The 20,837-nt window shown below is 65.9% G+C and carries 17 protein-coding genes; 13 read left to right on the top strand and 4 right to left on the bottom strand.

What is annotated here, in order from left to right:
• The first annotated feature begins 4 nt into the window (after positions 1–4).
• The 6 genes from K323_RS0112620 to K323_RS0112595 all read left to right on the top strand — a co-directional run bounded on the left by K323_RS0112620 (position 5) and on the right by K323_RS0112595 (position 7,096).
• A complete protein-coding gene (locus tag K323_RS0112620; RefSeq protein WP_022885644.1) occupies positions 5–1,600 on the top strand; it encodes a serine hydrolase in 1,596 nt (531 codons plus the stop codon).
• Between the two features lie 83 nt (positions 1,601–1,683).
• Positions 1,684–2,511 (top strand): aldo/keto reductase, encoded by an 828-nt coding sequence (locus K323_RS0112615; RefSeq protein WP_022885643.1) that lies wholly within the window; start codon positions 1,684–1,686, stop codon positions 2,509–2,511.
• Positions 2,512–2,700: 189 nt separating this feature from the next.
• Positions 2,701–3,423 carry an FMN reductase gene (gene msuE, locus K323_RS25860; RefSeq protein ID WP_022885642.1) on the top strand — a complete coding sequence of 241 codons (723 nt, stop codon included), beginning with the start codon at positions 2,701–2,703 and terminating at the stop codon, positions 3,421–3,423.
• Positions 3,424–3,429: 6 nt separating this feature from the next.
• Positions 3,430–4,767, top strand: a complete 1,338-nt coding sequence (locus K323_RS28500) for an aminotransferase class V-fold PLP-dependent enzyme (protein WP_022885641.1) — start codon at positions 3,430–3,432, stop codon at positions 4,765–4,767.
• A 116-nt stretch (positions 4,768–4,883) separates the two neighbouring features.
• Positions 4,884–5,549: a nicotinamide riboside transporter PnuC gene (gene pnuC, locus K323_RS25850; RefSeq protein WP_033373060.1), complete on the top strand. Its 666-nt coding sequence runs from the start codon at positions 4,884–4,886 to the stop codon at positions 5,547–5,549.
• Between the two features lie 125 nt (positions 5,550–5,674).
• Positions 5,675–7,096, top strand: a complete 1,422-nt coding sequence (locus tag K323_RS0112595) for an NtaA/DmoA family FMN-dependent monooxygenase (protein ID WP_022885639.1) — start codon at positions 5,675–5,677, stop codon at positions 7,094–7,096.
• Positions 7,097–7,134: 38 nt separating this feature from the next.
• Here K323_RS0112595 and K323_RS0112590 read toward each other — a convergent pair whose 3' ends face one another.
• Positions 7,135–8,229 (bottom strand): hypothetical protein, encoded by a 1,095-nt coding sequence (locus tag K323_RS0112590; RefSeq protein ID WP_022885638.1) that lies wholly within the window; start codon positions 8,227–8,229, stop codon positions 7,135–7,137.
• A 64-nt stretch (positions 8,230–8,293) separates the two neighbouring features.
• On the opposite strand from K323_RS0112590, the gene K323_RS0112585 reads away from it, so the two are divergent.
• The 4 genes from K323_RS0112585 to gad all read left to right on the top strand — a co-directional run bounded on the left by K323_RS0112585 (position 8,294) and on the right by gad (position 14,313).
• Entirely contained in the window at positions 8,294–10,372 is a 2,079-nt protein-coding gene (locus K323_RS0112585) for a thioredoxin domain-containing protein (protein ID WP_022885637.1), read from the top strand.
• On the top strand, positions 10,369–10,848 hold the full coding sequence (locus K323_RS25845) for a DUF488 family protein, N3 subclade (protein WP_022885636.1): 480 nt from the start codon (positions 10,369–10,371) through the stop codon (positions 10,846–10,848). Before K323_RS0112585 ends, K323_RS25845 begins: the two co-directional genes overlap by 4 nt.
• 296 nt (positions 10,849–11,144) lie before the next feature.
• Positions 11,145–12,836 carry a stealth family protein gene (locus K323_RS25840; RefSeq protein WP_084697280.1) on the top strand — a complete coding sequence of 564 codons (1,692 nt, stop codon included), beginning with the start codon at positions 11,145–11,147 and terminating at the stop codon, positions 12,834–12,836.
• A gap of 100 nt (positions 12,837–12,936) precedes the next feature.
• Positions 12,937–14,313 (top strand): glutamate decarboxylase, encoded by a 1,377-nt coding sequence (gene gad, locus K323_RS0112570; protein ID WP_022885634.1) that lies wholly within the window; start codon positions 12,937–12,939, stop codon positions 14,311–14,313.
• Positions 14,314–14,365: 52 nt separating this feature from the next.
• On the opposite strand, the gene K323_RS0112565 is transcribed toward gad, so the two are convergent.
• Positions 14,366–15,304, bottom strand: coding sequence for a phosphodiesterase (locus tag K323_RS0112565; protein WP_022885633.1), 939 nt, complete (start codon positions 15,302–15,304; stop codon positions 14,366–14,368).
• Positions 15,305–15,517: 213 nt separating this feature from the next.
• Between K323_RS0112565 and K323_RS0112560 the strand changes: the two genes are divergently transcribed.
• On the top strand, positions 15,518–16,438 hold the full coding sequence (locus tag K323_RS0112560; RefSeq protein ID WP_022885632.1) for an NADP-dependent oxidoreductase: 921 nt from the start codon (positions 15,518–15,520) through the stop codon (positions 16,436–16,438).
• Between the two features lie 48 nt (positions 16,439–16,486).
• Here the strand turns inward: K323_RS0112560 and K323_RS25835 are convergent, their stop codons facing one another.
• Complete coding sequence (locus K323_RS25835; protein WP_022885631.1) at positions 16,487–16,735, bottom strand: LapA family protein; 249 nt, start codon at positions 16,733–16,735, stop codon at positions 16,487–16,489.
• Positions 16,736–16,808: 73 nt separating this feature from the next.
• On the opposite strand from K323_RS25835, the gene K323_RS0112550 reads away from it, so the two are divergent.
• Positions 16,809–17,639, top strand: a complete 831-nt coding sequence (locus K323_RS0112550; RefSeq protein WP_022885630.1) for a phosphatase PAP2 family protein — start codon at positions 16,809–16,811, stop codon at positions 17,637–17,639.
• 6 nt (positions 17,640–17,645) lie between these two features.
• Here K323_RS0112550 and K323_RS0112545 read toward each other — a convergent pair whose 3' ends face one another.
• The gene (locus K323_RS0112545) at positions 17,646–19,391 is read right to left on the bottom strand and encodes a pyruvate dehydrogenase (RefSeq protein ID WP_026851608.1); all 1,746 of its coding nucleotides are present in this window, start codon (positions 19,389–19,391) and stop codon (positions 17,646–17,648) included.
• A gap of 172 nt (positions 19,392–19,563) precedes the next feature.
• Here K323_RS0112545 and K323_RS0112540 point away from each other — a divergent pair, with 172 nt between their 5' ends.
• Positions 19,564–20,832, top strand: coding sequence for a type III polyketide synthase (locus K323_RS0112540; RefSeq protein ID WP_084697261.1), 1,269 nt, complete (start codon positions 19,564–19,566; stop codon positions 20,830–20,832).
• Positions 20,833–20,837 lie beyond the last annotated feature (5 nt).

The raw sequence follows: 20,837 nt of genomic DNA, 5'->3' as shown, positions 1-20,837 counted from the left end.
AGTCATGCACAAGCGTTATATCGTCGTCACTGCCCTCGCCGCCGCGATGGTCACCGTCCTGGCCGGGTGCAGCGCGCCGAAAGAGACCACGATCGTGAACGGAGACGCTCCGAGTCAAGACGTGCTCGCGATGCCGGAAGGCAGTGTCGACAGCGCGGTCAAGAAGCTGCCGGAGATCGTGAAGTCTGTCATGGAGCGAACGGGTGTTCCCGGCGTCGCCGTCTCGGTCGTGCACGGCGGCGAGACGGTGTTCGCAGAGGGATACGGCGTTCGTAAGAAGGGCGAGGAGGCGAAGGTCGACGCTGACACGGTGTTCCAGATCGCCTCCGTGTCGAAGTCGTTGGGTGCCACTGTTGTCGCCACCCAGGTCACCCAGGGCGTCGTCGACTGGACCACTCCGATCACCGACTCCTTACCCGAGTTTGAACTGGCCGACCCGTGGATCAGCGAACACGTGACGATCGGGGACTTCTACTCCCACCGCACCGGGCTGCCCTTCGCCGCCGGCGACTCTCTTGAAGACATCGGCTACGACCGCGACTACGTGATCGACCACCTCAAGTACCAGACGCTTGCCCCCTTCCGCGCCAGCTACGCCTACGCGAATTTCGGCATCACCGTCGGGGCAGAGGCCGTCGCCAAGGCCGCAGGAACCGACTGGGAGACTCTCTCAGATGAGCAGCTCTACCAGCCACTCGGCATGGACTCCACCAGCTCCCGGCACAGCGACTTCGTCGAACGCGAGAACAAGGCGACGATCCATGCCAAGGTCGCCGAAAAGGACTTCGAGCCGCTCTACGAGCGCAACGCCGACCCGCAGTCGCCCGCCGGCGGTGTCTCCTCGAGCGTGAATGACATGGCCAAGTGGATGGAGCTCATCCTGGCCGGCGGCACATACGAGGGAAAGGAGCTGGTCAGCGAGGAGGCACTGCTGCCTGCCGTCACCTCTGAGAACATCTCTTCGCATCCGCAGGCCATGGACCAGCGCTCCGGCACGTACGGCTACGGTTTCGGGGTCGGCGTGCAACCGAGTGGTCGGGTGAACCTGAGCCACTCTGGCGCGTTCTCGCTTGGTGCTGCAACGAACTTTCAGATGATGCCCTCTGCCGACGTCGGCATCGTGGTGCTGACCAACGGTGGGCCGGTTGGCGCACCTGAGGCGATCACCGCCGAGTTCCTCGACATCGTGCAGTTCGGTCACAGCACCCGCGACTGGGTGGTCGACTACTCACACGCCATGGCCGGCTACTACGCACCCGCCGGAGATCTTGCCGGTGAGACCGCCCCGGCGAACGCAGCACAGGCGAAGCCGCTCTCCGCTTATGTCGGCGAGTACACGAACGACTACTACGGCCCGGCCACGGTCACAGAGGAGAACGGGTCGCTTGTCGTCGCCGTCGGGCCAGATGGCGTCTCCACCGCCGAGCTTGAGCCGTGGGACGGCGACACCTTCGCCTTCGTGCCGATGGGGGAGAACGCGCCAGAAGGCTCGCTTTCTTCGGTCAAATTCGCCGCCACCGGCGATGCCGTCACATCGATGACCCTCGACTTCTTCAACTCCGAAACAGGCCTGCTCGGTACCTGGGAACGCGCAGACTGATTTCACGGCCCTGATCGCTGTGCGCTGAATTCAAACCACCGAAACGGATGTCGGTGCGCAGGATGCACTCATAGGGTGGAGTCATGAAGACTTCCGTTCCCTCCATCACCCTCAACGACGGTCACACCATCCCGCAGCTCGGATTCGGCGTATTCAAGGTCGAGCCGACTGAGACGAAACGGATCGTGTCCGATGCGCTCCGCGTGGGTTACCGGCACCTGGACACCGCCGCCATCTACGGGAATGAGCAGGGCGTCGGCGACGCGATCGCGACATCCGGTATCGACAGGGGCGAGCTCTACGTCACCACCAAGCTGTGGAACGCCCGTCAGGGCGATGCGCTCGATGCGTTCGATGAAAGCCTGGAGAAGCTCGGGCTTGACTATGTCGACCTCTACCTGATCCACTGGCCGGCACCGGCGAATGGCCGGTTCGTCGACGCCTGGAAGTCTCTGGAGAAGATTCGTGAGTCCGGCCGGGCGCGGTCGATCGGAGTCTCCAACTTCGAGGAAGCCCATTTGCAGCGGCTCCTTGCCGAGACCGAGGTCGTGCCGGCCGTCAATCAGATCGAACTTCACCCGGCACACCAGCAGCAGAAGGTGACCGAGTTCGCCAGGCGGAAGGGCATCGCGATCGAGGCCTGGGGGCCGCTCGGTCAGGGCAAGTATCCCTTGTTCGAAGAAACCGTTGTCGCCGTCGCCGCAGAGGCTCACGACAAGACACCGGCCCAGGTGGTCATCCGCTGGCACCTGCAGACCGGCAACATCGTGTTCCCGAAGTCGAACTCGCGCGAGCGCATGGCCGAGAACTTCGACGTACTCGACTTCGCGCTGAGTGACTCTGAGGTGGCGGCGATCTCCGGCCTTGAGCGCTCCGGTCGCATGGGCGGGCACCCCAACGACGTCAACTGACGAGGCCCAGGCGCCGTGAGGGGACAAGAAGTCCTAGTGGGACGCGCTCGTAACTAGGGAAAGTTGGCACCTCACAGAGCGAACCGGGGGCGAAAGCGCTGGGGGCGGGTTTCTTACGTCGTGTGACGATCCTTACGCCGTGTGTCGGCCCTGCTGGCGACATCCGTTCACCGGTTCTAGCGTCGGACCATGTCGAACTCACTGAACGTCGTCGCCGTCTCCGGAAGCCTGCACGCACCGTCGAAAACCACGGTGCTGGTGCGAGAGATCCTGGGCGCGTTAGAACTCGCGCTTCCGGTTGAGACCCACCTGATCGAACTCAGCGAGGTGGGTACCGAGTTCTCGGGTGCGCTGAACCGCGACCAACTCTCGGCTCGCGCGGAAGCCGAACTGCGCCAGATCGAAGGGGCTGACCTGCTGGTTGTTGCGTCGCCGGTGTACCGGGCGTCATTCACCGGCCTGTTCAAGCACGTGTTCGACTTCGTCGGTCAGTACACGCTGATCGACACGCCGGTGCTGCTGGCCGCGACCGGCGGGAGTGACCGGCACGCGCTCATTCTCGAGCACCAGTTTCGGCCGCTGTTCAGCTTCTTCCAGGCGCTCACCCTGCCGATCGGCGTGTACGCGAATGACTCTGACTTCACCAACTACGAGGTCAGCAGCGACGCGTTGCGCGCCAGGATCACGCAGGCGATCACCCGCGGGCTGCCCTTGATTCGCGCGAGCCTGACGGGCGAGCCACCGTCGGTCGTGCCGATCGGAGACCGCGCGGTACGGCTCGCAGCGGTTCCGGATGCCGCGCCGCGCCCGCCTGCGGCCGACCAGGGCGCCGGAACCCACGCGGCCGGTGGAGTCGCATCCGTCGGCGTCTCCACCGCAGCTGTCTCCACCGCCGCCGCTGCGGCCTGGTAGATCGTCGTGGCCACCGCGGATTGTCCATTGCTTCCGGTTGTCGGGGGAGACCTTTCGGTGCCCCTCGTCGACGGAAGCAGCACACGCTACGTGAACCTCGACTACGCCGCCTCCACGCCGGCGCTGGCGAGCGTTGCCGCGCATCTCGGTGACGTGCTGCCGCTCTATGCGAGCGTGCACCGCGGGGCCGGATACGCGTCGCAGGTCTCCACCTCGGCATATGAGGGCGCCCGTTCCGTGGTCGGGGACTTCGTCGGCGCCAGGGAGGGCGACCATGTCATCTTCACGCGCAACACGACGGACTCGCTGAACCTGCTCGCCGGCATTGTGCAGGGGGAGACGGTGCTGCTCGACATCGAGCACCACGCGAACCTGCTGCCGTGGACGCAGACGACCGGGCGCATCGTGGCCGCCGGCGCCACGCTCGAGGAGACGCTTGACCGGGTTGGCACCGAACTCGCTGCTCGCCCCGCGGCGCTGCTGACGGTGACCGGCGCGAGCAACGTGACCGGCGAGACCCTGCCCTTGCGCAGCCTCGCGTCGATCGCTCACCGCTACGGCGCCCGCCTGGCGGTGGACGGCGCCCAGCTGGTGCCGCACCGGCCGGTCGATCTCGCCCGCGACGGCATCGACTACCTTGCCTTCTCCGGCCACAAGACCTATGCGCCATTCGGCACCGGAGTGCTCGTCGGGCGCGGTGACTGGCTGGATGCCGGGGCGCCGTACCTGCTCGGCGGTGGGGCGGTCAGCAGTGTGGCCTACCATGCCGCGTCCGGGGCAGAGGCAATCTGGCGAAACGGTGCTGCTCGTCACGAAGCCGGCTCGCCGAATGTGCTCGGTGCGGTCGCACTGGCGCGTGCGGTGCAGGACCTTTCCGCACTCGATCAATCCGCTTGGCTCGAGCACGAGTCGACCCTGCGGCGGCAGTTGATCGACGGACTCGCCACCGTTCCCGGCGCCCGAGTGCTGCAGCTCTTCCCCGATTCGGTCGACCCGGTCGGGGTGGTCGGCTTCGTCGTCGACGGTGTTGATTCCCGGCTATTGGCGACGTATCTCTCCGCCGAATGGGGCATCGGCGTGCGCGACGGCAAGTTCTGTGCGCACCCGCTGCTCGATCGGCTCGGCGTCACCTCCCCTGCACTGCGCGCAAGCTTCGGGGTGGGGTCTTCGGCGGCGGATGTCACGGCGCTGGTCGACGCACTGCACGCGTTCTCGGCATCCGCCGTCGCGTGCCGGTACGAACTCTCCGACGGCCACTGGTCGGTCATCGGCGACGAACGCCCTCGTCCGGACTGGGCTCCGGTGCTCGCGCCAGGTGCCGGCGCATACGGCTGCGCTGCCTAGCCGGAGTGGCCGTGCACGTCACGGAATAGACCGCCGAAGGAATAGGTTTGGTCTGCGTGACACGGCGGAGCGACCTTCGCCGCGGCCAGCCGAACAGGCAACAGGGAGGTGGGCAGGTGAACCCGATCGAGTGGCTGTTCGACGCCCAGCTCCAGATCGGCGATCAGGTCATCCTCTGGCGCGAGGTCGTCGGCAACGCGTTCGGACTCGCCAGCGCCCTCGGCGGCATGCGACGCAAGGTCTGGGCCTGGCCCATCGGCCTGGTCGGCAATGTGCTGCTGTTCACCGTCTTTCTCGGCGCCGTCTTCGACACCCCGAACCCGATCAACCTCTATGGCCAGGCCGGCCGTCAGGTCATGTTCATCCTCGTGTCGGTATATGGCTGGGTGCAGTGGTCGCGCAGTCGCAACTCCGCAACCCGCGTCGCCGTCGAACCGCACTGGGCGGGCACCAGGGCGCGCATTATCATCGCCGTGGTCCTGGTCGGCGGCACGCTGCTCCTGACGCCCGTTTTCCGGGCGCTCGGCTCGTTCGAACCGGTCTGGGCAGACGCCTGGATCTTCATGGGCTCCCTCCTCGCCACCTGGGGCATGGCGAAGGGCTGGACCGAATTCTGGCTCATCTGGATCGCCGTCGACATCGTCGGCGTTCCGCTGCTGTTCAGCGCCGGCTACTACGCCTCAGCATTGCTCTACCTGTTCTACGGCGTGTTTACGCTGGTCGGGTTCATCGTCTGGGTGCGAATTCAACGCAGGCGACGGATGCTGGCAGAAGTCGTCTGAGATCCGTCGCGTGCCCGCCGGGTTGCGTCAAGACCTCGACCGGCAGGTTACGCCGGGTGTCGCACTGTGAAGGCGGAGCCGTAACACGCTCGCCGCGACGTGGCCGGCGGGCTTAGCGTGCAGGCATGAGCGAGCAGATCATTCTTGGTGCCATGTTCCGTGCCCTCGGGGCGTATCCGTCTGGGTGGCGCTACCCAGGCGCGCACAACAACCCACTCGGCGATGCCGCCGTGATCCGGCGCACTGCAAAAGCAGCCGAGGCAGCGAAGCTCGACTACATCTTCTTCGGCGACTGGCTGGCGACCGGGCACGACCTCGAGTTTCGCGACCCGTATCTGCTCGCCCGCATCGACCCGCTCTCGGCGATCACGTACCTGGCCGGCGTCACTAAGCGCATCGGCCTGATCGCCACAGCCAACACCACATACAGCGACCCGTACACGCTCGCGCGGGCCACGGCATCCGTCGACCTGCTGAGCGGTGGACGCGCCGGACTCAACCTGGTTACCGGGGCGGAGCCACGGGCGGCCGGCAACCACGGGCGCGATGCGCACTGGGGCAACGAGCACCGGTACGACCGGGCAGAGGAGTTCGTCGACGCGGTGAAGCTGCTCTGGGACAGCTGGGAAGACGACGCGTTCCGGCGCGATCGCCAGGGTGGCGTGCTCATCGACCCCGAACGTCTGCACCGCACCGACTTCGTGGGGGAGCACGTGCGGGTGGCTGGTCCGTTGAACGTGGCGCGCCCGGTGCAGGGGCACCTGCCGATCGTGCACGCGGGCACCTCCGTGCGCTCCAGGCAGCTGGTTCGGGATGTCGCGGACCTCGCCCTGGTGGCACAGCCGACGCTCGAAGACGCGGTGGCGTTCACCGCCGATATCAAGCGTCAGGCGGCATCCGTCGGCCGTGACCCCTCGCAGCTCAAGGTGATCACTCCGGTGCTGCCGATCGTCGCGGAGACGACCCAGGCCGCGTGGGAGATCTTCGACACGCTGGTGTCGCTGGTTCCGCTCGACGACGGGTCAGGGCTGTCGCAGGCGCCCGACTTCCCGAAGGGGCGCTCGATCAGGGCGCTGTCGCAGGTGGTCGGTATTGCGCTGGGGCCTCGTGGGCTTGACGACGAGATTCCTGCGAAGGTTGCGGCGCGATTCAGCGATGTCGGGCAGGGGCTCCTGGAGCGCGTCGCGGCGCGCACCGGCCGAAGGGTCGGCAGTGCGGACCGGCCGGTCACCTATCGGCACGTGCTGGTCACGCACGTGATTCCGTCTTCGGTGGTGGTCGGGGACGCGGTGTCGGTTGCCGATCATTTCGAGACGTGGTTCGCGTCGGGTGCGGTCGACGGCTTCAACGTGCTGACGGCGTTCATGGGCGACCAGTTCTCGTCGTTCACGACGGGAGTGGTTCCCGAACTGGTGCGTCGCGGGCTGTTCCGCAGCGAGTACGAGGGGCGCACCCTGCGGGAGCACCTCGGTTTGTCACGCCCGGAGAACCTGCACGTCGTAGCTGCTCGGGCGGAGGCGGAGGCGGCCGCGCGCCGTTCCGCTTAGCTTGAGTTGCTCAGGATTCTCATGTGTGGATCCCGACCTTAGGGCGCGACGTGGCGGGTGGTTCCACCGCTGAAGGTGCCGTCCTGACCCCAGCTCACCCGCAGGTCGAGCAGGGTGTCGAGCGGGCCGTCCGTGGCATCTGAGCCGCGCCCGAGCACAACAGCGTCCAGTCGCAGGCCGTACTTCTCGATCACACTTGCGCCCGCGCACTCCGTGCTGCCGGTGAGGTCGGCGTTCTGAACGATGATGCAGTACTGACTGACGCCGCGCTGGGCGACGTACACGCCGAATCCGTCGACGCTGGGCGTTGCACCGAACACGGAGCGGATCGACTCCGGGATATACGCGGAGCCGAGGTTCGGAACCGTGTCGCCTGGGAACTGGGCCGGTTGATCGAAGATCGCCAACACGTTCGAGCTGCCGGGAGTACCGTCCTCGTCACGAGCCTCGGCCTGGATGGTTCCGTCGTATTCGGTGAGGGGCTGTGAGTCTGATGCGGCTTCGGTGGAGGCCGGTGGTCCCTGCACGGCCTGGACGCCGAGGGTGATCAGTACGCCCGCCGCCGCTCCGGTTGCGAGCAGCAGAAGTGTGCGGCGGAACGGGATTCGTGAGAATCGGTCGGAAAACTCCGCTTCAGATCCCGGTCGGCCGGCGTTGCCCGCAACATCCGTCATCGCAGCATTTGTCGGCGTGGCAAATGTCGGCATGGCATCTGATGTCGCAAAACCTGGGTTCGTGGCGTCTTCGTTGGCCGGGGCCATTCTCGTTGGCCAGTCGCTGAACCGATCGAGCACCGCGTCCAGTTCCGCCGCATCGTCCGCCAGCTGTCTGCGCACCTCATTCAGCCGGCGTTCGCTGGGAGTGGCGTGCCGTGTTTCGCCGGTTTCTGGGTCGGTGAACTCCACGAAAGGTTCGTCAGCAGATGCTCGCGAATACACGGCTGACTGCAGTTCCCTGAGCTCCGCGGCCGGGTCGTCGAGTCCAGCCGGTGTGGGGGAGAGCGGGTTTTCGCGCCACCACAGCGCATCCAGGACATCAAAGCGGCCGCCATAGGCCGCGCGCAGTTCGCGCAGAAGCGTCGGATCGGTGTCGGCCGCAGCCCGTAATCGCGCGGCGAGATGTGTCTCCATCATCCCGCCTCCTCGCTCGCAGTGGCACAACCCTAGTCAATCCAGGTGAACGGAGCAGAATGGAATCATGCCCAACCGCCTCGCCGACGCCATCAGCCCGTACCTGCGGTCTCACGCCGAGAACCCGGTCGACTGGCACAGCTGGGGCGCAGACGCATTCGCCGAGGCCGAGCAGCGCGACGTTCCGGTGCTGGTCTCGATCGGATACTCGACCTGTCACTGGTGCCACGTCATGGCCAGGGAGAGTTTCAGCGATCCATCGCTCGCGGAGTACCTGAACGCGAACTTCGTGAGCATCAAGGTCGACCGCGAGGAGCACCCAGACGTCGACGCCGGCTACCTCGCCGCTGCAGGAGCCTTCACCGGCAACCTCGGCTGGCCGCTCAACGTGTTCGTCACGCCGGCCGGTCAGGCCTTCTATGCCGGCACCTACTTTCCCCCGCAGCCGGCGCAGGGGCACCCGGCGTTCCGGCAGGTGCTCGAGGCGGTGACGGATGCCTGGACAACGCGCCGAGACGAGGTCACCTCCACGGCGGCCCGGGTGTCAGAGGCGCTCGCCGAGGTCGCCGCGAACACTGCTCCGTCTGGCACGCTGCCGGCGACGGAGACCCTCGCCGCTGCCGTGGCAGAACTCGGCGCCTATGAAGACACCACATTCGGCGGCTTCGGCGGCGCGCCGAAGTTTCCGGTCGCGCCAACCCTCGGGTTTCTGCTCGACCGCCCCGACGGACGCGAACTCGCGCTCCGCACCCTCAAGCGCATGGGTGCGTCTCCACTGCGCGACCCCATCGAAGGTGGGTTCTTCCGTTACGCAACCGGCCGGGACTGGAGCGACCCGCACTATGAACGCATGCTGTACGACAACGCCCAGCTGCTCGACCTGTATACCCTCGCCTGGAAGCACACGGGCGAGGCCTGGGCACGCACGGTTGCCGAGGGTGTTGCCCGCTACCTCACGACAGTGATGCGGCTGCCGAGCGGAGGTTTCGCCAGCGCGCAAGACTCGGAGAGCACCGTCGCTGGGCACCGCGTCGAAGGCGGATACTATGCACTCGGCGAAGACGAACGCACGCGCGAAACGCCGCCCGCACTCGACACCAAGGTGCTCACCGGCTGGAACGGGCTCGCCATCACGGCACTCGCCCGCGCAGGCTTCGCGTTCGGAGATGAGAGCCTGATCACCGCGGCTCGGGATGCGGCCGACTTTCTACTCGCCAATCATCTCCGCCCTGACGGCACACTCGTTCGGGCGTCCATTGATTCCGGCTCGTCTGAATCCGGCTCGTCTGAATTCGGCTCCTTCGGCGCGCGGGTCTCCAGCGCACGCGCCACGCTGGAGGACTTCGGGATGTTCGCACAAGGCCTCCTCGAGCTTGCTCTGGTCACCGGAGAGGTGCGCTACGCCACGGCCGCGCGCAGCCTCATAAACAGCACGCTATCGGCAGCCCCCGACAGTGCCGATGGTGGTAGTGCCGATGGTGGTAGTGCCGACGGTGCCAGTGCAGACGGTGCCGCTGCCGACGGTGGGGCCGCACCAGATGCCGCAGCCGCGCCGTTTCGTGCCCCGAACGGCGCAGATCCCGTGCTCGCTGCGCAAGGCCTCGCGGTCGATGTCGACCCGTCCGAGGGCGCATATCCGTCTGGTCTGACCGCGAGCGCTGATGCTGCCTACACGCTCTATCTGCTCACTGCCGACGAGCGGTACCGTTCTGCCGCGGTGAGCGGCATGTCCATCCTCACGAATCTCGCCCCCGCCCGGCCGATCGCGTTCGGCGCTGCCCTCCGCCTGGTGGAGCGGCTTCACGCCCCGGTCGACCAACTGGTGGTGGTGTCGCCAGATGCCACCACTGCGGCCGTCACCACTGCCGCCGCCACAACCGCCGCCCCCAGTCGGGCCGCCATGCTGGAAACCGCAGCGCGTCGCACCGGCGCGCTCACGACATCCGTCACCGTCAGTCAGGCGCAGCAGTTCCAGGCGCGCGGATTCGAACTCTTCGACGGCCGAGGCGCACAGGCAGGGCTGCCGACTGCATACCTGTGTCGCGATTTCGTCTGCCGGCTGCCGGTGACAGACCCGCATGACCTCGAGGCCGCCGCCGTCGACGCAACAAGAGGCGCATCGGAAGATGAAGGGAAACCAGAGTGACAATTCGAATCAAGCGGGTGTACGACGACCCATCGGCCGATGACGGCTTTCGCGTGCTGGTCGACCGAATCTGGCCGCGCGGCATCACCAAGGAACGCGCGAATGCGGATCTCTGGCTCAAGGAAGTGGCGCCGTCGACCGAGCTGCGTCACTGGTGGAATCACGATCCGGAGCAGATCGACGAGTTCACCCGCCGCTACCGCGCAGAACTGACAGCTGACGCGGGCACGAACGCCGCTCTCTCCGAGTTGCAGGACCACGTCGGGCAGAACGAGCGAGCCGGCGCGAATACCACGCTGGTGTACAGCGCCAAAGATCCGGAGTTGAATCAGGCGAGGGTGCTGGCCGACTACCTGGCCGGCCACCCCCTTGACCACCCTGCCGACCACCCTGCCGACCACCCGCCAGGCAGTGCCTCCCCTGCCGTGTCGGCTCCCGATACCGACGACCAGTCTGCACCACGATCGCCCAGCTAAGCGACGTACACTGAGAAAGCGCCACAGCGTACCTCGGCAGCCCGCGCACCCGGGCCGTAACGCAACGGCAGGACCGCACCGCCGCGCAGTCCTCCGGAAGAGCCGAAAGCACCCCAGGACGCAACCCCGCCGACGCGCGTGGCTGACTCACGAACACACGTATATCGATTCCCTTCAGGAGGACCATGGCCACATTCGACCGTTCGGCATCGAAGCGCACAGACTCCCAGGGATCGACTTCGAAACGCGCCGAACCCAGGCCGACGGACGAACCAGTCGCCACCGACACCGGCTCGATGCCCGTGTTGTCGCTCAGCCGCGAGCCGGAACTGGTGCTGGTCACCCAGGATTCGCGCACCCGCCGGTTCGACCGCGAAGACGTGGTCGTGCGGAAGGGCGAGATCTCCCTCATCAACGGGCACTTCACCCCGTACGAGTCGATGGTCAAAGACCTCCTCGCCGTTCGCGACGTACTCGACAACGCCGGCATCGAGTTTCTGCTGGTGCGCGGCGACAACGATCGCCCGGTCATCGCAGTCGACCGCAAGCGCCGCAAGGAGATCACCCGCATCTTCGCAGAGGTGTTTGTCAACGAACCCTTCTACGTGCGCCCGTACGACGAGGTGGTGGCCACTCGCGCAACCAAGGCGCGGCGCGACGTGCAGGCCGCGCTGCTCGCCGACGGCGGCCTGATGACGCACCGTAAGGCATCCGTTTTCCGTGTCTACCGGCCCCGGATCGAACCGATCGGGCGCCTGCGCTACGGTGCAGACACCGCGTTCCAGCTGGAGTTCTGGCGCTTCGGCGACGACGAGATCATCGCCCCGGTTGAGAACGCACTGATGCGCCAACGGATGCCGCGCTCCGAGGCGCGTGAGACCACCATCGAGCGCTACGGACGCACCTGGCGCACCCTGCAAAGCATGTTCGACGACCTCGCCAGCGACGTCTCCTTCGACATCGACATGGTGTTCTCCTGGGTCGACGGCTCGTCGACCGACTTCCAGCGTGAACGCGCGAAACGGATGCAGGCGTACGTCGTCGGGGAAGGCGACGAGTCCGACGCCCGGTTCCGCCAGATCGATGAGTTGAAGTATGCGTTGCGGAGTGTGTATCTCTTCGCTCCCTGGGTGCGGCGAATCTTCATCGCGACAGACTCGCCCGCGCCGGCCTGGCTGGCCGACCACCCGCGGGTCACCATCATGCGCAGCGAGGAGTTCTTCGCAGACACGAACGTGCTGCCGACACACAATTCGCACGCCGTCGAGAGTCAGCTGCACAACATCCCTGGCATTGCGGAGCACTTCCTGTACTCCAACGACGACATGTTCTTCGGGCGACCGATCGGGCCGGAGCTGTTCTTCTCACCCGGCGGTGTCACGAAATTCATCGAGGCGCCCACCCGTATCGGACTGGGGGAGAACGACCCGACACGCAGCGGCTTCGAAAACGCGGCGCGGGTGAACCGGGCGCTGCTCCTCGAACGTTTCGGCAAGGTCACCACCCGCCATCTCGAGCACACCGCCGCACCGCTCCGCAAGAGCGTGATGCAGGAGCTCGAGTGCGAGTTCCCAGAGGACTTCGCCCGCACCGCTGCCAGCCGGTTCCGGTCGGCCACCGACATCTCAGTGACCAATTCGCTGTACCACTACTACGCGCTGATGACCGGGCGCGCCGTCGCGCAGACGCAGGCCAGGTCGCTGTACGTCGAGACGACGCTGCGGCTGGCGCTCCGCCAGATGAACAAGCTGCGGAAGCGCCGCGACCAGGACATGTTCTGCCTGAACGACGGCAGCTTCCCTGAAATCTCTGACGAGGTGCGCCGCGAGGCCGTGACCGACTTCCTTGAGCGCTACTTTCCGTTTCCCGCACCGTGGGAGCGGGTGCCTGAGATCGGCGCAGACGGCCTGAGCCGGCGATCGGAAGAGAGCTACTCATCCCCGCTCGACGGAGTGGGCGGAATTTCGGCGGTCGCCGGGCAGGAGTGAAGCGGGCTTCGCTCATCATTTCGCTGCATCGTTTCAGTGCGGGGTCCTTTCGCTGACGGTTTGTCCCTAGAGTGAGAGAAACCAGCGAGAGGACGCCTTTGTGAATGCACCGGCCGGAACCGATGAACTCATTCCACTTTTCGACCGTGCCGCAGAGGGGAGTGCCACGAAGCGCACCCGCCTGGCGGACGAGGAACTCCTCCCGGAGACGGCGTACCAGCTCGTCCATGATGAGACCATGCTCGACGGAAATGCCAGGCTCAACCTGGCGACCTTCGTGAGCACCTGGATGGATGAGTATGCCGACAAGCTCTATGCAGAGTCCTACGACAAGAACATGATCGACAAGGACGAGTACCCAGGTACGGCGGCCATCGAAGACACCTGCTGGCGGATGCTGGCGAACCTCTGGAACGCCCCAGATGCCGATCGCGCCATCGGCACATCGACGACCGGCTCATCCGAAGCCTGCATGCTCGGAGGCCTGGCCATGAAGCGCCGCTGGCAGCACGCACGGGCGGCCGAAGGCAAGCCGACCGACAGACCGAACCTGGTCATGAGTTCGGCCGTGCAGGTGTGCTGGGAGAAGTTTTGCAACTACTGGGATGTCGAGGCGCGTTTTGTTCCCATGACCGACGACCACAAGGTGTTCGACGGGCACGATCTCGCCGACTATATAGACGAGGACACCATTGGGGTCGTCGCCATCATGGGCGTCACCTACACCGGCGTCTATGAACCGATCGCCGAGATCGCAGCGGCGCTCGACGCGATTCAGGAGAGAACAGGACTCGATGTCCCGATTCACGTAGACGGCGCATCCGGGGCCATGATCGCGCCATTCCTGCAACGCGATCTTCTCTGGGACTTCCGGCTGGAACGCGTTCACTCGATCAGCACGTCAGGGCACAAATACGGTGGCGTCTACCCTGGTGTGGGCTGGGTCGTCTGGCGCGAGACGGAATGGCTCCCGGAAGACCTGATCTTCAATGTCAGCTACCTCGGCGGAAGCATGCCGACCTTTGCGCTCAATTTCTCCCGGCCGGGTGCCCAGATCCTGCTGCAGTACTATCTGTTCCTCCGCCTCGGAATGGAGGGATACCGGGCCATCCAGCAAGGTGCGCAGGATGTCGCGCTGTTCCTCTCCGACGGAATTTCCAAGATCGGTGCATTCGACCTCTGGAGCGACGGATCCGACATCCCCGTATTCGCGTGGCAGTTGCGACCAGGTCACACCACGAACTGGAGCCTCTACGATCTCTCCGATCGTCTGCGCATGAGAGGGTGGCTGGTGCCGGCATATCCGATGCCAGACAATCTGAGCGACCGCACGGTTCAGCGAATTGTGGTGCGCAACGGACTCAGCATGGACCGCGCCAGGGACTTGCTCGACGGAATCATCGCGGAGACGGCCTACCTGGACAGCCTGGCATCACCGATGCCTGCCCAGAACCGAACTCAGTCGTTCTCGCACTGAAGACGAGTACCGTCAGACGGACTGCGCTACGCTCCGCGACGAAACGGAGCGATCAGCGCAGTACCGGGATCGGGCGAGTCATGGGCGGCTCACGGAATGCGGGAAGAGAACCCGCCGGCCGGATCTCGATGCCGGAGGCGCCGAGCCTCTGCGCACTCTCTTCCGCGTCGATGTAGTCGAGGGCGGGGTAGCTGCCGAGCGGCACCACGGAGTGCAGGACCGTGTCTGGGTAGACGTGCACCAGGTTGAAAGCCCTGGCGCCGTCCCGTCCGCGCGTACCGCCGACCGGAACGTTGAGGTCTTGGGTGTAGCAGGTGGCCGATGCTACCGACACCGGAATGCCGGCAAACGTCGCTGTCGACGAATAGTGCAGGTGACCGGCGATGATGCTGCGCACATCCGTGCCCCTGAGCACCTCGGCCAGGCCCGACTGGTCGCGCAATTCGACCGAGACGGCCAGCTCGAGCACGCTCGGCACTGGCGGGTGGTGCATCGCCAGAATCGTGCCGTCTGGCGCAGGCACGGAGAGTTCCCCGGCGAGCCAGTCGAGCTGGTCCGGCCTGATTTCACCGTGATGGTGGCCGGGGACAGATGAGTCCAGCGTGATCACTCGGAGCCCGTTGACGTCGGTGACGCTGTCGACCGGGTTCGTCGTCGGCAGCTCGCCGAGCAGATTGGTGCGGAACGAGGCTCGGTCGTCGTGGTTTCCCATCACCCAGATGACCCTTGCGCCCAGGCGCTCGGCGGCCGGCTCGACGATGGCGCGCAACCGATCATAGGCGCCTGGCTCGCCCCTGTCGGCGAGATCGCCGGTGAAGACGATGGCCTCCGGTCGGCCGCCGGAGGACTCCAGCTCGGCAAAGAGCTGGGTCAGGTGCGCTGCGCTGTCTACCGTGTCGTAGAGGCGATTGCCTCCTGCAAGCAGATGCGTGTCGCTGAGGTGGAGCAGGAAATGATCCGGCCTCGGGTATTCGGCCGTTCGAATGCTCACAGAGCTTTCCATTCGTTGGCAAGTACGCACTCTGCGGCGTGCGCACTAACGGTACTGGTGATTATTCGATCATGCCCAGTTGAACATTTGGTGTACGCCACGCGACCGGCGCCACTCCCGGTGACACCAATTCGAGGGCGACGGATGCCGCGGCAGGCAGAAAAGGGATCGAGTGGCCGCGCGGTATCCGTTCGGAATGCCTAGGCTGGGGCCATGGCACGCTATGTACGCTTCGACCGGTTCGGTGGGCCAGACGTGCTCCATATCGAGACCGAAGACGATCCGCCGCTGCCCGGCCCCGGGCAGGTGAGGGTGCGCGTGCACGCGGGCGGACTTAACCCGGTCGACTGGAAGATCTTCCACGGCGGGCCGTCGGCCGCCACCTACCATGCCGTGCCGCCGTGCGGAAACGGCAACGACTTCGCCGGCTTCGTCGACGAGGTCGGCCACGGGTCGACTGGCGTGCAGGCCGGCGATGCCGTCTTCGGTGGCAAACGGATGTTCGCGCAGGCCGACTATGTGCTGGTCGACCCTGGCACCCTGGTGCCAAAGCCGGATGAACTCAGCTTCGACGAAGCCGGTTCCCTCGACATTTCCGGGCGCACGGCGATCGCCACGGTCGAGTCGCTCGCGCTCACCCCAGACGACACGGTGCTGGTGAGTGCGGCGGCGGGCGGCGTCGGCGTGCTCGCAGCGCAGCTGGCCATTCGCAGAGGCGCGACCGTGGTCGGAACGGCGAGCGAGCGCAACCATGAATTCCTGCGCGGGCTCGGGGTGATTCCCGTCGCCTACGGTGAAGGGCTTGTCAAGCGAGTGCGTTCGGTGGTGCCGCGCATCACGGCCGCTCTCGACAACCACGGCCCGGAGACGATCGACGCGGCCTTGAAGCTCGGCGTGCCCGGTCGCCGCATCAACACGATCGCTGCGCGCGGGCATCGAACGGATGCCGGAATCGCCGGCGTCGGAGGCGCGGGAGTTGATCCTCAGCGGGTCGGTGAACTGGCGGCACTCATCGCGGCGGGTGAGATTGTGCTGCCGATCGACACCGTCTTTCCGCTGGAGCGTGTGCGCGACGCCTACGAGCACCTCATCGCCGGGCACGTGCGCGGCAAGGTCGTTCTCGCGCTGGTGTGAACACGTGCGCCGTGGCATCCGTGACCGGGTCAGCCCATCGGGAACGGATCAGCGACCGCGGTTCTTCGCGCGGCGCCTGCCGAGGAGATAGCCGGCGACGAGGCCGACGATCACCAGCAGCACGAGAACGAACCACTGCGGGGCGCTGATCGTCATCCAGAACAGGTGGATCGCCATCGACGCACGGTTCTGCGCGACGAAGACGATGGCCAGCACGATCAGGATCACCGCGATCCACTGTGCGGGGCCGAACGGCCAGAATCGATTGCCGTGCGGTTCGGTGTCTCGGCTGCTCATGGCATGACCCTAGCGGGTCGGAAGTCGCGGGCGCGTGAAGCAGTCGTACATTCTGCTGTGGGAACATTAACGAATGCGTGCGAGTACGAGAGCGAGCCCGATCCGCTACCTGGCGGCGGCGCTGGCCGCAGCGGTGGTCCTGGCGCTGCTGTACGTCTTCTTCGTGCGCACCCAGATCGGCCAGACCGTTGACCAGCTGGCCTACGATGGTGCCGATTTCGGCTGGCGGAGCGTGACGCCGTTCACCCGCAGACTACTGGATGCGTTGCCCATGATCTCTGGTGTGGTCGGCGGTCTGCTCACGGTGGTCATCGCGGTCGTCCGACGCAACTGGTTGACGCTCCTGGTCGCGCTCTGTGCTGCCGTAGCGGCCGCGGCGACCACCCAGATTCTGAAATACGTCGTCTTCGACCGCCCGGATCTCGGGGTAGAGGGCTTCGCAGACAGCTCATTCCCGTCTGGGCATACAACCGTGGCCGCGGCATCCGCCCTCGCCGTTTTCCTCGTCTCCAGCCCGCGTGCTCGGCCGGCCGTCGCCGGGTGGGGAGCAGCGTTCACCGTGCTTGCCGGGGTGTCGACGCTCGCCAATCAATGGCATCGTCCGAGCGATGTGATCGCGGCACTGCTGGTTGTCGCCGTCTGGGGGTGCCTGGTGGGTGCCGTGCTCGCAGTGGTGCGCCCGGTGGCACTGACCGGCCGGCGCACGGCCGGCCGTGGGTGGCTGTGGTGGATCGTCGTCCCGTTTCTGGTGGTCACCGCTGTCGCGTTTGTCATCACCTACCTCGGCGCGAACAGTGAGAGCCCGGATACGGTCATCGCCTACATCGGGGGTGCCACCGCGATCATCGCCGCTGGCTTCCTCCTGGCACTCGGCGCAATCCGCACCTTCGCACGCCTGCCCTGATTGTTTTCAGATCTTGTGGATGTTCGTCTTCGCGAGCTGCACGGCCTCGCCAACTCCGCCGTTCATGACCACCTTCGAAATCGCGAGCGCGAACCCGAACACCTGCGCCCCGGTGATCGTCGGCGGCAGGCTGAGCGCGAGCGGGTCGGTGATCAGGTCGACCAGGGCGGGCCCGTCATGTTCCAGCGCCCGCTCGAATGCGCCTCGGATGCCACTGGGATCCTCCACCCGCTGCCCGTAGATGCCCAGCGCGTTGGCGACCGCCGCGTAGTCAACGGACGGCACGTCGACGCCGAAGTCGGGATATCCGTCGACCAGCATCTCGAGCTTCACCATGCCGAGCGTCGAGTTGTTGAACACCACGATCTTCACCGGCAGCTTCTGGGCCGCCACCGTGACCAGTTCACCCATCAACATCGAGAGCCCGCCGTCGCCCGACATCGACACCACCTGTCGCCCCGGGTGGCTGGCCTGTGCGCCGATGGCCTGCGGCAGGGCGTTGGCCATCGATCCGTGCAGCATGGAGGCGAGCATCCGTCGCCGACCGTTCGGGTTGATGTAGCGCGCAGACCAAACGTTGCACATGCCGGTGTCTGCCGTGAAGATGGCATCGTCAGCGGCGATGTCGTCGAGGATGGAGGCCGCGTATTCCGGGTGGATTGGGGTGCGACGTTCCACATTCCGCGGATTGCCGTCCACCTTGTGCATCAGCTGGTCATGCCGCTTCTGCGTCTTCTCCAGGAATCGCCGGCTCGCTGTGCGGGTGATCAACGGCGTCACGGCCGCGATCGTCGCAGCCACATCGCCGTGCACCGGAACGCTCACGTTCGCCCTGCGGCCGAGGTGCTCTGCGCGAATGTCGACCTGCGCGATCACGACGTCCTTGCCGTCTGGCAGGAACTGGGTATAGGGGAAGTCGGTGCCGAGCAGGATGAGCAGGTCGGCGTCGTGGATGCCGTCGTGGGCGGCGCCGTAGCCGATCAGCCCGGTCATGCCGACGTCGAACGGATTGTCGTACTGAATCCACTCCTTGCCGCGCAGTGAGTGCCCCATCGGTGCCGCGAGCAGGTCGGCGAACGCGATGACCTCGTCGTGGGCGCCGGCCGTACCGATGCCGGCGAAAATGGCGATCTGCTTTGCCTTGTTGATCGCCGCGGCGAGGGCTTCGACGTCAGAGGCGGCGGGAACGATCGTCGGCCGCTGGGTCAGTTCGAGCGTCGGCGCAGAGCCCACGGCATCCAACTCGGCAATGTCGCCGGGGAGGGTGACCACCGCAACGCCGCCGAGCCCGATCGCGTGTCGCATGGCCATGTTCACCACACGCGGCGCCTGCGCGGCGGTACTGACCAGCTCGCGGTAGTTGGAGCACTCGACGAACAACCGGTCCGGGTGCGTCTCCTGAAAGAAGCTGCTGCCGATCTGGGGGCTCGGAACGTGGCTGGCGATCGCGAGCACCGGTGCGCCGGAGCGATGCGCGTCGTATAGGCCGTTGATCAGGTGCAGGTTGCCCGGCCCGCAACTCCCCGCACAGACAGCGAGCTGACCGGTGAGCTGCGCCTCTGCCCCGGCCGCAAACGCCGCGGCCTCCTCGTTGCGCACGTGCACCCAGTCGATGCCGCCCTTCGCTGAACCGCCGGAGCGGCGAACCGCGTCGACGATCGGGTTGAGGCTGTCGCCGACGATGCCGTAGATGCGGCGCACCCCGGCTCCGGTCAACTGGGCGATGAGCTGGTCGGCGACGGTCATGGCCATGATGGGCTCCCTGCTTGGCTTTTCGAAAGAACAAATCTCTCTCGCCACCTTAGGCAGGTTCAGACCGGCAAGCGAGTGACGGATGCCGGCGGCGCGGCCCGGCCATCGGCATCCGTCTGTGTTGTTTGCCTGTGCGGTCCGACTGGCTGCGTGTTGCATGTGTGACCTACCGATGGCCACAGCAGCGTGTAACACTGGCCATATGGCCGTCACGCTGAGAGCGCTCCAGACTGCAGTTCCGCCGACGATTCTGTATCAGGAGCAGGTGCGCGACGTTTTCGCCAGCCAGCCCGGGCTCAGTCGGCTCGCCCAACGGCTCGTCACGACCTCCTTCAACGTATCGGGTATCGAGACCCGGCACACCGTCATCGATGAACTCACGCTTGACGGCAACGGCGCAGATCCGCAGTTCTTTGACCCGGAGACGCAGACGCTGCTCGTGCCGGGAACCCGCGTGCGCAACGAGCTCTACATCACCGAGGCCACGAAGCTCTTCGTTGAGGCAGGGCGACGGGCGCTGGAGGCCTGCCCCGACATCGACGCGGCGGACGTGACCCATGTCGTCACGGTCTCGTGCACCGGTTTTTATGCGCCGGGCCCCGACTACATGCTCGTGCGCGAGCTCGGCCTGAGCCCCGCGACGCAGCGGTATCACCTGGGATTCATGGGCTGTTACGCCTCGATGCCCGCGCTGCGGACAGCGAAACAGTTCGCCCTTGCAGACCCGGACGCCGTGGTGCTGGTGGTCAGCGCCGAACTGTGTTCACTGCACCTGCGCACGTCGAACGACCCCGACACCATCGTGGCGTCGTCGTTGTTCGCAGACGGTGCGGCGGCCTGCATCGTGAGCAACCGAGCGCCGGCACCGGGCGAGAAGGCGCTGGATCTCGACCACTTCGAGACCGTCATCACGCCGGTCGGCGAGGGCGACATGGCCTGGAAGATCGGCGATGAGGGCTTCGAGATGGTGCTGAGCACCTACGTTCCACACATCATCGACGAGCACATCGAGGGAGCGCTGGCGCCGTTGCTCGCACGCGATGCTGAACTGGCTGAGTTGCTTGAGCCTGACGGGTCGCTGTCGGTGACGGTGGCGGCGGCTAGCGTCTCTGACAACGACCCGTCTTCGGAAAGCGCCCCGGCATCCGTTGCCGTGCTCGCAAAGCCTTTGAACATGGCGATTGCGCACTGGGCGATCCACCCGGGTGGCCGGAGCATCCTCGACAAGACCGAGGCGAAGCTCGGGCTGAGCGAGGCGCAGCTGGTGCCGGCTCGTGAGACGCTGCGGCGCTACGGCAATATGTCGAGTGCCACGGTGTTGTTCGTCATGAAGGCGATTCTCGATGGCGAGGCAACCGAAGACGGCGACCGGGTTTGTGCGATGGCGTTCGGCCCTGGGTTGACGGTCGAAACCGGCCTGATGACCGTCACCGCGCGGTAGCCGAG

The organism is Glaciibacter superstes DSM 21135 (assembly GCF_000421145.1).
GTDB classification, from domain to species: domain Bacteria; phylum Actinomycetota; class Actinomycetes; order Actinomycetales; family Microbacteriaceae; genus Cryobacterium; species Cryobacterium superstes.
Note: the sequence above shows the minus strand (reverse complement) of the source record. Positions and strands in the feature narration are given on the sequence as shown.

What these genes read in the sequence shown, in the direction of transcription:
- K323_RS0112620 (WP_022885644.1), top strand. Translation starts at nt 5, where the DNA reads ATGCACAAGCGTTATATCGTCGTCACTGCCCTCGCCGCCGCGATGGTC.
- K323_RS0112615 (WP_022885643.1), top strand. Translation starts at nt 1,684, where the DNA reads ATGAAGACTTCCGTTCCCTCCATCACCCTCAACGACGGTCACACCATC.
- msuE (WP_022885642.1), top strand. Translation starts at nt 2,701, where the DNA reads ATGTCGAACTCACTGAACGTCGTCGCCGTCTCCGGAAGCCTGCACGCA.
- K323_RS0112595 (WP_022885639.1), top strand. Translation starts at nt 5,675, where the DNA reads ATGAGCGAGCAGATCATTCTTGGTGCCATGTTCCGTGCCCTCGGGGCG.
- K323_RS0112590 (WP_022885638.1), bottom strand. Translation starts at nt 8,229, where the DNA reads ATGATGGAGACACATCTCGCCGCGCGATTACGGGCTGCGGCCGACACC.
- K323_RS0112585 (WP_022885637.1), top strand. Translation starts at nt 8,294, where the DNA reads ATGCCCAACCGCCTCGCCGACGCCATCAGCCCGTACCTGCGGTCTCAC.
- K323_RS25840 (WP_084697280.1), top strand. Translation starts at nt 11,145, where the DNA reads ATGCCCGTGTTGTCGCTCAGCCGCGAGCCGGAACTGGTGCTGGTCACC.
- K323_RS0112560 (WP_022885632.1), top strand. Translation starts at nt 15,518, where the DNA reads ATGGCACGCTATGTACGCTTCGACCGGTTCGGTGGGCCAGACGTGCTC.
- K323_RS25835 (WP_022885631.1), bottom strand. Translation starts at nt 16,735, where the DNA reads ATGAGCAGCCGAGACACCGAACCGCACGGCAATCGATTCTGGCCGTTC.
- K323_RS0112550 (WP_022885630.1), top strand. Translation starts at nt 16,809, where the DNA reads ATGCGTGCGAGTACGAGAGCGAGCCCGATCCGCTACCTGGCGGCGGCG.
- K323_RS0112545 (WP_026851608.1), bottom strand. Translation starts at nt 19,391, where the DNA reads ATGGCCATGACCGTCGCCGACCAGCTCATCGCCCAGTTGACCGGAGCC.
- K323_RS0112540 (WP_084697261.1), top strand. Translation starts at nt 19,564, where the DNA reads ATGGCCACAGCAGCGTGTAACACTGGCCATATGGCCGTCACGCTGAGA.